Genomic DNA, 15,928 nt, shown 5'->3' with positions numbered 1-15,928 from the left:
ATGAGTGAACAGAATCTGCCGCCCGCTGGCGAGCCCGCCCTGTCCCCCCTCAAGCGCGCCTTCCTCGCGCTGGAGGCGGCGCAGTCGCGCGTGGCCGCGCTGGAGACTGCCGCTCGCGAGCCCATCGCCATCGTCGGCCTGGGTTGCCGCGTGCCCGGCGGCGCGAACGACAGCGACAGCTTCTGGCAACTGATGCGCGACGGCGTGGACGCCATCGGCCCGCTGCCCGCCGACCGCTGGGACACCGAGTCGCTCTACGACCCCGACCCCGAAACACCCGGCCGCATCGCCACGCGCGCGGGCGGCTTCCTGGGCCCGGTGAATGGTTTCGACGCCGGCTTCTTCGGCATCGCCCCGCGCGAGGCCCAGGGCATGGACCCGCAGCAGCGCCTGCTGCTCGAAGTGGCCTGGGAGGCCCTGGAACACGCGGGCCAGGCGCCCGATCGCCTGGAGGGTTCGCGCACCGGCGTCTACGTGGGCGTGACGGCCAGCGACTACGCCTACCTGCAGCTCATGAGCGGCGACCGCGCGCTGCTGGACGCGCACTTCACCTCGGGCATGGCGCACAGCATCGTGTCCGGGCGGCTGTCCTACCTGCTGGGCCTGCAGGGCCCCAGCCTCACGCTCGACACCGCCTGCTCGTCGTCCCTGGTGGCCGTGCACCTGGCCTGCCAGGCCCTGCGCGCGGGCGACTGCCGCATGGCCCTGGCCGGTGGCGTCAACCTCATCCTCTCGCCCGACCTGTACATCGCGCTGTCGCACGCGCGCATGCTCGCGCCCGACGGCCGCTGCAAGACCTTCGACGCCAGCGCCGACGGCTTCGCGCGCGGCGAGGGCTGCGGCATGGTGGTGCTCAAGCGCCTGAGCGACGCGCAGGCCGATGGCGACCGCGTGCTCGCCGTGATTCGCGGCAGCGCCGTCAACCAGGACGGCCCGAGCAGCGGCCTGACCGCGCCCAATGGGCCCGCGCAGGAAGCGGTGATCCGCGAGGCGCTGCAGCGCGCGGGCGTGTCGCCTGACGAGGTCGGCTACATCGAAGCCCACGGCACCGGCACGCAGCTCGGCGACCCGCTGGAGGTGCAGGCCCTGGGCCACGTCTTCGGCTCGAACCGCGAGCAGCCGCTGTGGCTGGGCTCGGTCAAGACCAACATCGGCCACCTGGAAGCGGCGGCCGGCGTCACCGGCCTCATCAAGCTGGTGCTGGCGCTGCAGCAGAAGCAGATCCCCAGGCACCTGCACTTCAGCACGCCCAGCCCGCACATCCCCTGGGGCGACTTCTCGCTGCGCGTGCCCACCGCGCTCACGCCCTGGGAGCCCATCCAGGGTCGGCGCCTGGCGGGCGTCAGCTCCTTCGGCTTCAGCGGCACCAACGCGCACGTGGTGGTGGAAGAAGCACCGGCCGAGGCCGCGCCCGCGCCGGCCCTGCCCGCCAAGCGCACGCACCTGCTGGCCCTGTCGGCGCGCGACGAGACCGCGCTCGCGCAACTGGCCGCGCGTTACGCCGATGCCTTGCAAAGCCAGGGCGACGACGCGCTCGCCGACATCTGCTTCACCGCCAACACCGGCCGCGCGCACTTCGCGCAGCGCGCCACCGTGCTGGCCGACAGCGTGCAGAGCCTGCGAGAGCGCCTGCTGGCCCTGTCGCGCGGCGAGGCCGTGGACGGTGTCGACACCGCGCGTGTCACGCGCCGCGACCCACCGCGCGTGGCCTTCCTCTTCACCGGCCAGGGCGCGCAGTACGCGGGCATGGGCCGGCGCCTGTACGAGACCGAGCCCGTCTTCCGCGACGCGCTGGACCGCTGCGCCGCGCTGCTCGCGCCGCACCTGGCGCGCCCGCTGCTGGAGGTGCTCTTCCCCGCCGAGGGCGCCGCGACGCCGCTCGACGACACCGGCTACACGCAACCCGCGCTCTTCGCACTCGAATATGCGCTGGCCGAGTGGTGGCGCGCCTGGGGCGTGGTGCCGCAGGCCGCCATCGGCCACTCCGTGGGCGAACTCGCCGCCGCCTGCGTGGCCGGCGTGTTCACGCTGGAAGACGGATTGCGGCTCATCGCCGTGCGCGGCCGCCTGATGCAGGCCCTGCCGGCGGGCGGCGGCATGCTGGCCGTGTTCGCCGACGAGGCGCACGCGAAGCAGGCCATCGCGCCGCACGCGGGCCGCGTCTCGCTCGCCGCCGTGAACGGCGCCGACCAGACCGTGGTCTCGGGCGCCAGGGAATCGCTGGACGCCATCGCCAGTGAACTGAAGGCGCAAGGCATTCGCACGCAAGCGCTCACCGTCTCGCACGCCTTCCACTCGCCGCTGCTCGACCCGATGCTCGACGCTTTCGAGCGCGAGGCCGCTGGCGTGCGCTTCGCTCCTGCGCGCCTTCGCCTGGTGTCCAACCTGAACGGCGACGTGGCCGGTGAAGAACTCACCACGCCGGCTTACTGGCGCCGCCACGCGCGCGAGGCCGTGCGCTTCGGCGACGGCCTGCGTTCGCTGGCCGCGTTGCGGCCCGACGTGTGTGTCGAGATCGGCCCGCACCCCACACTCACCACCATGGCGGGCAAGGTCTGGGGTGATCAGGGGCCCACGCTCGTCGCCTCGCTGCGCAAAGGCCGCGCCGACGAGGAGCAGGCGCTGCAGGCGGTGTCCGCGCTCTACCTCGCGGGCGCCGGGATCGATTGGCGCGGCAACATGAAGGGCCGCCTGATCACGCTGCCGAGCTACCCCTTCCAGCGCGAACGCAGCTGGTTCGTGGCCAAGCCGCAAGCCCCCGCGCGAGCGGCCCGCGCGCGCGACACCGGCCACCCGCTGCTCGGTGCGCGCCTGCGCGGCGCGGGCAGCGAAACCGTGTTCGAGTCGCGCATCGGCGCCGACGAACCCGCGTGGATGCGCCAGCACCAGGTGCAGGGCCATGCCGTGGTGCCGGCCACGGCCTACCTCGACACCCTGCTCGCCGCCGGCCAGGCCCTGCTGGGCCACGAGGCGGTGAGCGTGGAGGACATCACCGTGCAGGAGGCGATGCTGCTGGACGACGACGGCACCGCGCGCACCCTGCAGGTGGTGGGCGGTGCGGTGCAGGCGAATGGCTCGGCCAGTGCGTCGATCAGCAGCCTGGCCGACGACGCCGGTGACGAGCAGCCCTGGACCACGCACGTCTCGGCCACCCTGCGCCGCACGACGGCGGCACCCGGCGCTGCCGCGCTGGCCGACGCGCAGGCCGCATGCGCGCAGCCGCTGTCCACCGCCGAGTTCTACGCCGGCTTCGAACGCCGCGGCCTGGACTTCGGCCCCGACTTCCGCTCCATCCGCCTGCTCTGGCGGGGCGACTCGCAAGCGCTCGGTGAGGTCGCGCTGGGCGATGAACTGGCCGCGCAGGCCGGTACCCACCGCATCCACCCCGTGCTGCTCGACGGTTGCCTGCAGGTGCTGGCCGCCGCCTTGCCGGACGACGACGAGGCCCTGTTCCTGCCCATCGCCGTGGCCCGCTTCACCCTGCACCAGGCGCCTGGCGCGCGGTGCTGGAGTCACGTGCGCGTCAGCGCCAGCGGCGGCGAATCGGCCCGCGCCAGCGTGAGCGTGTGGCGCGCCGACGGCGCCCTGGTGGCCGAGCTGGTCGACGTGCAGCTCAAGCGCGTCTCGCGCGACGCGCTGCAGCGACTGGGCGAGCGCTGGCTCGACGACGCCCTGTACGAGACCGCGTGGCGCCCCGCGCCGCTGCCCCTGCCCGAGGCCACCCACGCCGTGCCCACGCCGGCCCTGGCCGAGCAGGCCATGCGCGCGCTCGGCGGCCTGCGCCAGTCCGCGCGGCTCGATGGCTACGACGCCTTCATCCCGCAACTGGAAGCGCTGTGCGCGCAGTACGTGGTGCAGACCATGGCGCGCCTGGGCTGGGCGCCCGCGCCCGGTGAGCGCGTGCAGGCCGAGGCCCTGGCCGCGCGCCTGCGCGTGCAGCCGCGCCACGGCCGCCTGTTCGCACGCCTGCTCGCCATCCTCGCGGAAGAAGGGCTGCTGGCCCACGAAGGCGATCACTGGGTGGCGCGCGCCGCCTGGCCCGCCGTGCAACCCGAGGCCGAACTCGCCCGCCTGCACGCCGCGCACCCCGACGCCATGGCCGAACTGGAGATGACGGGCCGCGTGGCCGCGTCCATGGCCGAGGCCCTGCGCGGCGAGCGCGAGCCCATGGAGCTGCTGTTCCCTGGCGGCTCGCTCGCCAACGCCGAGCGCATGTACCGCGACGCGCCCACCGCCCAGGTCTTCAACGGCCTGCTCGGTGAGGTGATGCACGCCTTGCTCGCCCATCAAGCCGCGAACCCCGGCCGCCCGCTGCGCGTTCTGGAGATCGGCGGTGGCACCGGCGGCACCACGGCGCGCATCGCGCCGCTGTTGCCCGCCCAGGGCGTGGAATACACCTTCACCGACATCGGCCCGCTGTTCGTGGCGCGCGCGCAGGAACGCTTCGGCCAGCACGGCTTCATGCGCTTCCAGGTGCTGGACCTGGAGAAGGACGCCGCCGCCCAAGGCTTCGCGCCGCAGTCCTTCGATCTGGTGATCGCCGCCAACGTGGTGCACGCCACCGCCGACCTGCGCCGCACCCTGGGTCGCGTGCGCGGCCTGCTCGCGCCCGCCGGCCTGCTGGCCATGATCGAGGTGACCCAGCCGCAGCGCTGGTTCGACCTGACCGTGGGCCTCACCGAGGGCTGGTGGGCCTTCGACGACACCGATTTGCGCACCGACTACGCCACGCTGCCGCGCGCGCGCTGGCTCTCGCTGCTGGCGGAATGCGGCTTCGCCGACAGCGCCGCGCTGCCCGTGGGCGAGTCGCACACCGGCACGCTCGCGCTGCAGTCGCTGCTGCTGGCGCGCCGCACCGAAAACGTTCAAGGCACCTGGCTGCTGATGGCCGACCACCACGGCGTGGCCGACGCGCTGGCCGCGCGCCTGCGCGAACGTGGTGAGGACTGCCAGCTGGTGCGGCCCGGTACCGCATACACCAGTGGCGAGGACGCGATCACGATCGACCCGGCGTCGCCGGCCGACCACCAGCGCCTGCTCGCCGATCTGCGCGCCAGCGGCCGTGCGCCGCACGGTGTGCTGCACGCCTGGTCGCTCGACGCCGCGCCCTGGGACGGCCTGTCGCACGACGGCCTGGCGCGCGCCCAGACGCTGGGCGCGGTGAGCGCGCTGCACCTCGCGCAGGCCCTGATGGGCGCGGGCTCGCCGCCGCCGCTGTGGGTCGCCACGCGCGGCGCGCAAGCCTCCGATCCGCTCGACGCCACGCTCAACCCCGCGCAGGCACCGGTGTGGGGACTGCTCAAGGCCGCGTCGCTCGAATACCCCGAGTTGCGCTGCACCGGCGTGGACCTGGAAGAGGGCGGCGAACTCGAGGCCCTGCTGGCCGAACTGCAGGCCGGCGGCGAAGCTCGCCCCGTGCCATCGCCCACGCTGGTGGCCTGGCGCGGTGGCGAACGCCACGTGGCTCAGCTCGCGCGCGCGCGCCGTGCCGCGCCGACGGTCGCGCCGCGCCCCGCCAGCTACCGCCTGGTGCCCGCCACGCGTGGCTCGCTCGACCAGTTGGCCCTGCAGCCGATGACACGCCGCCTGCCCGGCCCCGGCGAGGTGGAGGTGGCCGTGCAGGCCACGGGCCTGAACTTCAAGGACGTGCTCAACGTGCTGGGCATGTACCCCGGCGACCCCGGCCCCCTGGGCGGCGAATTCGCCGGCCGCATCAGCGCGCTCGGCCCCGGCGTCACGCAACTGCGCGTGGGCGACGAGGTGCTGGGCGTGGCCGGTGGCAGCTTCGCCTCGCACGTCATCGCGCGCGCCGAATTCGTGCAGCGCCGCCCCGAGGCCATGCGCGCGGAAGAGGGCGCGGCTTTCCCCATCGCCTTCCTCACCGCCGCCTTCTGCCTGGACCACCTGGCCGGCCTGCGCGCGGGCCAGCGCGTGCTCATCCACGCGGCGGCCGGTGGCGTGGGCATGGCGGCCGTGCGTCTGGCGCAGCGCGCGGGCGCCGAGGTGTTTGCCACGGCCGGTGCCGAGTGGAAGCGCGAGCTGCTGCGCTCCATGGGCGTGGCCCACGTGATGGACTCGCGCCACGCCGGCTTCGCCGACGAGGTCCTTGCGCTCACGCAAGGCCAAGGCGTGGACGTGGTGCTCAATTCGCTCTCGGGCGAGGCCATCGAGGCCAGCTTCAAGGCCATCGCCAATGGCGGCTGCTTCGTCGAGATCGGCAAGCGCGACATCAAGACGCCTGAGTGGGTGCAGGGCCTGCAACGCGGCCTGCGTTACCACGTGGTGGACTGGGGCGAGACCGGCGAGCGCGAGCCCGCCTTGATCGGCGGCCTGCTCGAGGGCCTGATGAAGGACCTGCGCGAAGGCCGCCTGGCGCCGCTGCCGCGCCATGCCTTTGCGCTCGACGAGGCCGAGCGCGCTTTCCGTTTCATGGCGCAAGCGCGCCACGCGGGCAAGGTGGTGGTGCGGCACGACGCCGCCGCGATGCCGCCGGTCCGTCGCGACGGCACTTACCTCATCACCGGCGGCCTGGCCGGCCTGGGCCCCGTGGTGGCGCGCTGGTTTGCGCAGCAGGGTGCGGGGCGGCTGGTGCTGCTCAGCCGGCGCGGCGTGACGCCCGAAGTGGCGCCCGTGCTCGACGAGATCCGCGCGCTCGGCGCCGAGGTGCTGGCCGAGGCCCTGGACGTGTCCGACGAGGCCGCGCTGCGCGGCCTGCTCGCGCGCCTGCGCGCTGGCGGCCCGCCGCTGCGTGGCGTGGTGCATGGCGCGGGCGTGCTCGACGACGCGGGCCTGTTGCAGCAGGACGCCTCGCGCTTCGCGCGCGTGTTCGCACCCAAGGTGCAGGGCGGCTGGCTGCTGGACCGCCTCACGCGCAGCGACCCGCTGGACCTGTTCGTGCTGTTCTCGTCCGTGGCCGCCGTGCTGGGCTCGCGCGGCCAGGCCAACCACTCGGCCGCCAACGCGCTGCTCGACGTGCTGGCGCACGCGCGCCGCGCGCAGGGCCTGCCGGGCCTGAGCATCAACTGGGGTGCCTGGTCCGAAGTGGGCGCCGCCGCGGACCGCCGCGTGGCCGATCGTCTCGCGGGGCAGGGCATCGCGGCGCTCACGCCCGATCAGGGCCTGCTGGCCATGTCGCGCCTGATGGAGCGCCAGACCGCGCAGGCGGCTGTGCTGCCGATCGACTGGTCGCGTTACCTATCGGCCATCGGCGCCGAGTCGCCGCCGCCGTTCCTGGCCGGTGTGGCCACAGGCGCTGTCGAGAACGCCGTGGCCGTGAAGGCTGAGCGCGCCGCCGCCACGGTGGACCTGAAGCAGCAACTGGAAGAAGCGCCGCCCGGCCGCCGCCGCGCGCTGGTCGCGGCCTTCGTGCGCGAACGCGCGCTGCGTGCGCTCGGTGTCGATCCGGCCCGCGCCATCGACCCGCGCACGCCGCTGGGCGAACTGGGCCTGGACTCGCTGCTCGCCGTCGAGCTGCGCAACAAGCTCGGCGCGGCCTTGGGCGTCACGCTGTCGGCCACGCTGCTGTTCGATTACCCGACCATCGACGCGCTGACCGATCACCTGATGAGCGAGGTGCTGGCACCGGCCGAGGTCGAGCCCGCGCCTGAGCCCGAGCTTGAGGTGGCACCCCAGCAGGGATCCGCCAGCGTGGTGGATGCGATCGAAGACCTGTCCGACGAAGAAGTCGATCGTTTGCTCGCACTGCGGGCGCAGGGGAAGCGATGACTACCGTTGTGGCGTTGTTTCTTTCGTTGCCCTTCACTCGCTGCTTGGTTGGCAGGCCAAGGGCTTGGGGCACGGCGTCGGAGCTTCACTGCGCAGCCCCTCGCTTCGCGAGGGGTTCCCTGCGGTGCTCAGGCAGCCAGCCCGGCGGCATAACTCACTGCGCGCGCTTCGCGCGCTCCGTTCAGACAGATGCCGCCAGTCAGTTCACGAAGCGCGCTGCGCGCGCGGGCCGGCTGCCCTGCGCTCCTCGGCTGCGCACAGGCGCCCCGACGCCGTGCCCCAAGCCCTTGGCCACCGAGGTGCGGGCATGCCAACGTTGGCACGCACAGGTATGTGTTGTCAGGCCTGGGCCTCTGGCTGCGCAGGCGCCTATGCGGTGCCGAGAAGCGCAAGGTGGGCGGCCGCGCGCGCAGCGCGCTTCGTCATCTGATTGGCGGCATCTGTTTGAGCGGAGCGCGCAAAGCGCGCGCAGCGAGTTATGCCGCCGGCCGTCCGCCCGAGCATCGCAGGGGACCCTTCGCGCAGCGAAGGGCGCCGCATTTGAAGCCGGAGCAGCCAGGGGCCCAGGCCTGACACCGCCAACCAAGGTGGAGCGCAACCCAGCCCTCCAAACCAAGCTAGCAAGATGAGCGATTTCCTGGACCGCATCAGCCAACTCTCGCCCAAGCGCCTGGCGCTGCTGGCGCTGGAGCTGCACGAAAAAGTCGAGGCCCTCGAAGCCGCCGGCGGCACGGCAACGCGCGGTCAACACCACAACGAGCCCATCGCCATCGTCGGCATGGGCTGCCGCTTCCCCGGCGGCGCCAACAGCCCCGAAGCCTTCTGGCAATTGCTGGAAGAAGGCCGCGACGCCATCCGCGACATCCCCGCCGACCGCTGGGACAAGGACGCCTGGTTCGATGCCGATCCCGACGCCCCCGCCCGCATGTCCGTGCGCAACGGCGGCTTCCTCGACGACGTCGCCGGCTTCGACCCCGCCTTCTTCGGCATCTCCCCGCGCGAAGCCCTCACCATGGACCCGCAGCAGCGCCTGCTGATGGAGGTGAGCTGGGAAGCGCTGGAGCATGCCGGCCTCTCGCCCGAGCGCCTGGCCGGCTCGCCCACCGGCGTGTTCTTCGGTCTGTGCAACAGCGACCACTTCCACCGCGTGCTCGAGCGTGGCACCGAGAACATCGACGCCTACATCGCCTCCGGCAACGCCCACAGCGTGGCCTCGGGCCGCGTCTCGTACTTCATGGGCCTGCAGGGCCCGGCCCTGTCCATCGACACCGCCTGCTCGTCCTCGCTCGTGGCCCTGCACGTGGCCTGCCTCAGCCTGCGCAGCGGCGAGTCGCGCACCGCGCTGGCTGGCGGCGTGAACCTGATGTGCTCGCCCGAGACGACCGTCGCGCTCACCAAGGCCCACATGCTCGCGCCGGACGGCCGTTGCAAGACCTTCGATGCCGCGGCCGACGGCTTCGCGCGCGGCGAAGGCTGCGGTGTGCTGGTGCTCAAACGCCTGAGCGACGCGCAGGCCGACGGTGACCGCGTGCTCGCCGTCATTCGCGGCAGCGCCGCCAACCAGGACGGCCGCAGCGGCGGTCTCACCGTGCCCAACGGCCCGGCGCAGGAAGCGGTGATCCGCGCCGCGCTGGCCGACGCCGGCCTGTCGCCGGCCGACATCGACTACGTGGAAGCGCATGGCACGGGCACCACGCTCGGCGACCCGATCGAGGTGCGCGCGCTGGCGGGTGCGCTGGGCCCGGGTCGGGCGGCGGATGCGCCGCTGCGCATCGGCTCCGTCAAGACCAACCTGGGGCATCTGGAATCGGCGGCGGGCGTGGCCGGTGTCATGAAGGTGGTGCTCTCGCTCATGCACGGTCGCATCCCGCGCCACCTGCACTTCAAGACGCCCAGCCCGCACATCGCCTGGGCGCAGTACCCCGTGCGCGTCACGGCCGATGGCGAGGCCTGGGCGCGCGGCGATCGCGTGCGCCGCGCGGGCGTCAGTTCTTTTGGTTTCAGCGGCACCAACGCGCACCTGGTGATCGAGGAAGCGCCCCTGGCGCCAGCCACCGCGGCGCAGGCGAGCGAGCGCCCCGTGCACTGCCTGCCGCTGTCGGCGCGTTCCGACGTGGCGCTGCGCGAGCTGGCCGGCGCGTTCGCGCGCGAGCTCGCGACGCCGGGTGTGTCGCTCGCCGACGTGGCCCACACCGCCGGCGTGGGCCGCTCGCATTTCGCCGAACGCCTGGCCGTCGCGGCGGCCGACGCCGGTGAGGCGCGTGCCGCGCTGGAGGCCTTCGCACAGGGCAGCCAGCCCGAAGGCTTGTCGCGCGCCACCGCCACGCCCGGCCAGCCGGCCGAGGTGGTGTTCCTCTTCACCGGCGCGGGCGCGCAGTACCCCGGCATGGCCGCCAGCCTCATCGAGGCCTCGCCGATCTTTCGCGACGTCATCGACCGCTGCGACGCCATCCTTGGCGCCGACGCGCAGGGCCGCACCTTGAAGAGCGTGCTGCAAGCGGGCGTCAGTGAAGGCGCGCCCATTCACGAGATGGGCTGGACCCAGCCCGCGATGTTCGCCGTGCAGGTCGGCCTGGCGCAGCTCTGGCGCGCCTGGGGCGTGGAGCCGGCCGCCGTCATCGGCCATTCCGTGGGCGAGTACGCGGCCGCGTGCGTGGCCGGCGTGTTCACGCTGGAAGAAGGCATTCGCCTCATCGCGGAGCGCGGGCGCCTGATGCAGGCCCTGCCACCCGGTGGCGCCATGGCCGCCGTGTACGCGCCGGCCGACGAGGTGCAGCGCGCCCTGGCGCCCTGGAGCGGCAAGCTGTCCATCGCCGCCTACAACGCGCCCGACAGCGTGGTCGTGGCCGGCGAGGCGCAGGCGCTCGACGCCTTGCTGGCCGAACTGGCCACGCGCGACGTGCAAGGCAAGAAGGTCCTGGTCTCGCTCGCCGCGCATTCGCCGCTGATGGAGCCCGCGCTCGATGCCATGGAGGCCTGCGCCGGCCGCGTGAACATGCGCGCCCCGCGCATCCCCGTGGCCTGGAACCTCACCGGCGGCGCAGCGCTGCCCGGTGGCGCGCCCGACGCGCGCTACTGGCGCCGCCACCTGCGCGAGCCCGTGCGCTTCGCCGACGGCCTGCAGTCGCTGCACCAGCAGGGCTACCGCGTGTTCCTGGAAATCGGCCCGCACCCGGTGCTGACGGCCTACGCGCAAAGCGGCCTGCCCGACGAGGGCACGGTGCTGCTGGGCTCGCTGCGACGCGGCAAGGACGACTGGCGCGAGCTGATGCACAGCCTGGGCGCGCTGTACACGCACGGCGCGCCGATCGACTGGTCCAAGGTGGACAGCGGCCTGCCGCGCCAGCGCCTCGCGCTGCCCACCTATCCCTTCGAGCGCCGCCCGTTCTGGATCGCGCCGCAAGCGCCGGGCGTACGTGTGGCCGCACCGGTGGCAGGCACGGCCTGGCCTGGCACGCGCCTGGCCACGGCACTGCCCACCTTCGAACTCGCACTCACCCCATCGAGCCCCACCTGGCTGGCCGAGCACGTGGTGCAGGGCGCCTGCCTGGTGCCCGGCCCGCTGTACCTGGAACTCGCGCAGTCGGCCGCGCGGCAGGCGCTGGGCGAAGGCCACCGCGCCGTCGAATCCTTCGAGATCCACGAACCCCTGGTCGTGCCGGACGAGGGCACGGTGCTGCAGACGCACCTGGCCGCGCCGCAGGGCGGGGTGGTGGCCTTCACCGTGCACAGCCGCGCGGTGGACGGCAGCGACTGGCGCCTGCACGCCAGCGGGCGCTTGCTGCCCGTCACGGCCGAACAGGCCATCGCGGGCGCCGACACCACCAACTTCACCGCCACGCGCGACGCGCTGGGCGCGGCCACACCCGGCGCGGGCTTCTACGAACAACTCCAGGGCCTGGGCATCGAACTCGGCCCGGCCCTGCGCAGCCTGCGCGAGGCGCACCGCCGCGACGGCGAAGCGCTGGCGCGCCTGGAACTGCCCGAGGCCGCGCGGGGCATGCCACTGAGTTGGGCGCACCCCGTGCTCATCGACGGCGCGCTGCAGGCCGTGGGCCTGTCGCTGCCGGTCAGCGACGACGACCAGCACGTGTACCTCTTCTCCAGCGTGGACCGCATCGCGCTGGCCGGCCCGCTGCCCGACAGCTTCTGGTGCCACGTGCGCGTGTTGAACGCGCGCGATGTGCAGCCCGCCGAATGGCAGGCCGACGTGACCCTGCGTTCGCTGGAGGGTGGCGTGCTGGGCCAGTTGCGCGGTGTGCGACTGCGCAAGGCCTCGCGCGAGGCCCTGCGACATGCGCTCGGCGGCGCAGAAGCCGACCTGCTCTACGAAGTGGGCTGGGAGGACGCGCCCGCGCCGGTGCCGGCCACCACCGCGATGCCGGACCCCGCCGCGCTGGCGCCCGCCTTGCGCCGGGGCTTTGCCGCACTCGCCGAGCGCCACGGCCTCTCGGTCTACGAGCGCCTGCTGCCCGAACTCGATCGCCTGAGCCTGGCCCACGTGGCGAACGCGCTGCGCGAACTCGGCTTCGACGACACCCCCACCCGCGCCTTCTCTACCGCCGAGGAGGCCGATCGCCTGGGTGTGCAGCCGCGCCATCGGCGCCTGTTCGCGCGCCTGCTGCAGATGCTGGGCGAAGACGGCGTGCTGCGCGACAGCGCCGACGGCCACACGGTGGTGGCGCCGTTGCCGCGCGAGGACACGGCGGTGCGCTACGCCGACGGCCTGGACGCCTTCGCCGGCGTCACCGGCGAGCTGAGCACCCTGGCCCGCTGCGGCCCCGCGCTGGCGCGCGTGCTGCGCGGCGAGCAGGACCCGCTGCAACTGCTGTTCCCCGGCGGCTCCTTCGACGAGGCGCGCCAGCTCTACGTCGACTCGCCCTATGCGCAGACCTACAACCGCGCGCTCGGCGAAGCGCTGAGCGCGGCCGTCGCCAAGCTGCCCAAGGGCGCGCGCCTGCGCGTGCTGGAGATCGGTGCCGGCACCGGCGGCACCACCAGCTACGCGCTGCCCTTGCTCCCCGCCGACCGCACCGAGTACACCTTCACCGACCTCTCGCCGCTGTTCCTGGAGCGCGCGGCCGAGCAGTTCGCGCCTTTCCCCTTCGTGCGCCACGCGCTGCTCGACATCGAGCGTGAACCGGCGGAGCAAGGTTTCGCGCCGCGCGCCTACGACATCGTGATCGCCGCCAACGTGCTGCACGCCACGGCCGACCTGCGCGCCACGCTGCGGCATGTGAAGGGCCTGATGGCCCCTGGCGCGATGCTGCTGCTGCTGGAAGGCGTGGCGCCGGAGCGCTGGGTCGATCTGACGTTCGGCCTGACCGAAGGCTGGTGGCGCTTCACCGACACCGATCTGCGCCCCGGCTACCCCCTGATGCCGCGCGAGCGTTGGCTGTCGGCGCTGACCGAGCTGGGTTTCGAGGGCGCCAGCGCCGTGCCCGAGGCCCAGGGCCTGTCGCGCGCGGCGGATCAGCAGGCGCTGATCGTGGCGCGCGCCCCGCGCGGTGGCCGGCACTGGACGCTGGTGGGCGAGCCCCAGGGGCTGGGCGCCGCGCTGGCCGAGCGCCTGCGTGCGCGCGGCGATCACGTCACCTGCGTCGACGCGGACGCAGCGCCCGAGCAGGCGGACGTGTCAGGCGATCGGGTCTACCTCGGCGCCTTGCCGCTGGCGGCACGGGCCGTCAACGACGCGGGCGCCATCGCCGATGCGGCCGCGCTCGCGGGCGAGCTGCCGCGCCGCTGGCTCGTCGAGGCCACGAAGCGCGATGGCCGCGTCTGGCTCGTCACGCAAGGCGTGCACAGCGACGCCGGTGGCGCCATGGCGCCCGGTGCCGCCTGGCAGGCGCCGCTGTGGGGCTGGGGCCGGGGTTTCGCGCTGGAGCACCCGGCGCGCTGGGGCGGCCTCATCGACCTGCCCGCGAGCGGTGATCTCGCCGGCACCTTGCTCGCCGCGCTGGACGCCGACGACGGCGAGGACCAGGCCGCCTGGCGCGACGGCCAACGCCGTGTGCCGCGCCTGCGCCGCCTGACACTGCCCGTGGCGGCACCTGTTGTCTTCCAGGCCGACGCCAGCTACCTCATCACCGGCGGCTTCGGCGGCCTGGGCCTGCGCGTGGCGCGCTGGATGGCGGACAACGGCGCGCGCCACATCGCCTTGATGGGCCGCCGCCCCGACACGAACGCCGCCGGGCTGCGCGAGATCGAAGCCCTCGGCGCCACCATCCACGCGCTGCAGGCCGACGTGGCCGACGAGGCCTCGCTGAGCGCCGCGCTCGCGCAACTTGCCCGCGAGGCGCCGCCGCTGCGCGGCGTGATGCACGCCGCCGCCGCGCTCAACGCCGCGCCGTTCGCGCAGCTCGGCGCCGACCAGGTGGCCGCCATGCTCGCGCCCAAGCTCGCCGGCACCGCGTGGCTGGAGCGGCTGACCCGCGGCCTGCCGCTGGACTTCGTGGTGCTGTTCTCCTCCACCACCGCGCTGCTCGGCGCCTCGGGCCTGGCGCACTACGCGGCGGCCAACACCTTCCTCGATGCGCTCGCGCAGCAACTGCCGCCGGCGCGCCGCTGGCTGTCGGTGAACTGGGGCACCTGGGAGGTGATGCGCCTGGCCACCGCCGAACACCAGCGCGGTTACGCCGAGGCCGGCCTGCTGCCCATGCCCGCCGGGGACGCGCTCGACGCGCTGGGCCGCCTGCTGGGCGGTGCGCGCGCCCAAGCTGCGGTGGCCGCCATCGACTGGGCCGCGCTCAAGCCCCTGCACGAGGCGCGCCGCCCACGCCCCTTCCTGCGCCACATGGGCGTGGCGCCGGTGGTGTCCGCGGCGCCCGCGCACGACAAGGCAACGCGTGCCGCGGCCGGCCCCACGCTGGCCGAGCGCCTGGCCGCCGTGCCGCAGGCCATGCGGCACGACCTGCTGATCGAGTTCGTGCAGGGCGAGGTCGCCAGCGTGCTCTCGCTCGACGGTGCCGCTGCGGTGCCGGTCGCCACCGGCCTGTTCGACCTCGGCATGGACTCGCTGATGGCGGTGGAGCTCAAGCGCCGGCTGGAGCGCGGCGCGGGCAAGCCCATGCCGTCCACGCTGACCTTCAACTACCCCAACGTGGGCGCGCTCGCGCGCTTCCTGGAAACGCAACTCGTGGTGAAGCCGGTGGCGCCCGCGCCGGTGGCCGCCCCCGCCGCCTCCACCGCGCCCGTCGAGCTGCCGGTCGACGTGCCGGGGGGCGACCTCGACGACCTGAGCGACGATGAAATCGAAGCGCGCCTGCTGGCGCGACTGGAGCAGATGAAATGACCTGGAACCAGGACCGCCACGGCCTGATGCTGACCACCGCCTTCGTGGTCCTGTGGGCCGCCGAGGAGGCGCTCACCGGTCTGCTCATGGCCCGCTACGGGCTCGACCAGATCGTGTGGATGCGCTTCGTGTGGCACATCGTGCTGCTCTATGTGCTGTTCGGCCGGCGCGAGCCCTCGCTGCTGTGGCGCACGCGCCGCCCGCTGTTCCAGCTGGCGCGTGCCGCCATGATGGTGGGCATGCCCGCCTGCTGGGTCATGGGCGTGCACCGCGGCCTGTCGCCGGCCACGCTCATGTCGGTGTTCTGGCTCTCGCCGCTGATGATCCTGGCGCTGGCGCGGCTCTTCCTCGGCGAACGCGCCTCGCTGCAGGTGTGGCTGGCCGCGCTGGTGGCCTGCGGCGGCGTGTTCGCGCTCACCGGGCCGCACAGCGTGCCGCGCCCGCTGCTGCTGGTGTTTCCGCTGGGCATGGCGCTGTGCTTCAGCGCCTACGTGGTGATGACGCGCTCGCTGCGCCGCGAGCGCACGCGCACCAACCTGTTCTACACCGGCCTGGGCGTGTGCCTGCTGCTGGCGCCCATGGTGCCCTCGGGCTGGGTCACGCCCACGCCGCTGGACCTCGGCATCCTCGCCGCCGTCGCGCTGCTGGGCCTGGGTGGCCTGTTCGCCCTGGAGCGCCTCACGGCCGCCGCGCCGGTCTCGCGCACCGCGCCGCTGGTGTACCTGCAGATTCCCTTCGCCCTGGGCTTCGCCTGGAGCCTGGAGCAGCACGACCCGAGCCTGCGCACCCTGGCCGGCGTGCTCGTCACGGTGGCGGTGGTGCTCTACGTGTGGACGCGCTTGCGCCCGTTCCGCCGCGACCCGTCGGCGCTGGCCACCGACACCGGTTTCGGTGGCCTCTGAGGCGCACACC

At 73.7% G+C, this 15,928-nt stretch carries 3 protein-coding genes; all 3 read left to right on the top strand.

Annotated features, from left to right (window positions below):
* The 3 genes from BN948_RS07635 (at position 1) to BN948_RS07625 (ending at position 15,918) form a co-directional block, all read left to right on the top strand.
* Positions 1-7,725, top strand: coding sequence for a type I polyketide synthase (locus tag BN948_RS07635; protein WP_009517177.1), 7,725 nt, complete (start codon positions 1-3; stop codon positions 7,723-7,725).
* A gap of 625 nt (positions 7,726-8,350) precedes the next feature.
* A complete protein-coding gene (locus BN948_RS25540; protein WP_009517176.1) occupies positions 8,351-15,016 on the top strand; it encodes a type I polyketide synthase in 6,666 nt (2,221 codons plus the stop codon).
* On the top strand, positions 15,013-15,918 hold the full coding sequence (locus BN948_RS07625; RefSeq protein ID WP_009517175.1) for a DMT family transporter: 906 nt from the start codon (positions 15,013-15,015) through the stop codon (positions 15,916-15,918). Before BN948_RS25540 ends, BN948_RS07625 begins: the two co-directional genes overlap by 4 nt.
* Positions 15,919-15,928 lie beyond the last annotated feature (10 nt).

Origin of the sequence: Hydrogenophaga intermedia, assembly GCF_000723405.1 — a bacterium.
Taxonomy (GTDB): Bacteria; Pseudomonadota; Gammaproteobacteria; order Burkholderiales; family Burkholderiaceae_C; genus Hydrogenophaga; species Hydrogenophaga intermedia.
Note: the sequence above shows the minus strand (reverse complement) of the source record. Positions and strands in the feature narration are given on the sequence as shown.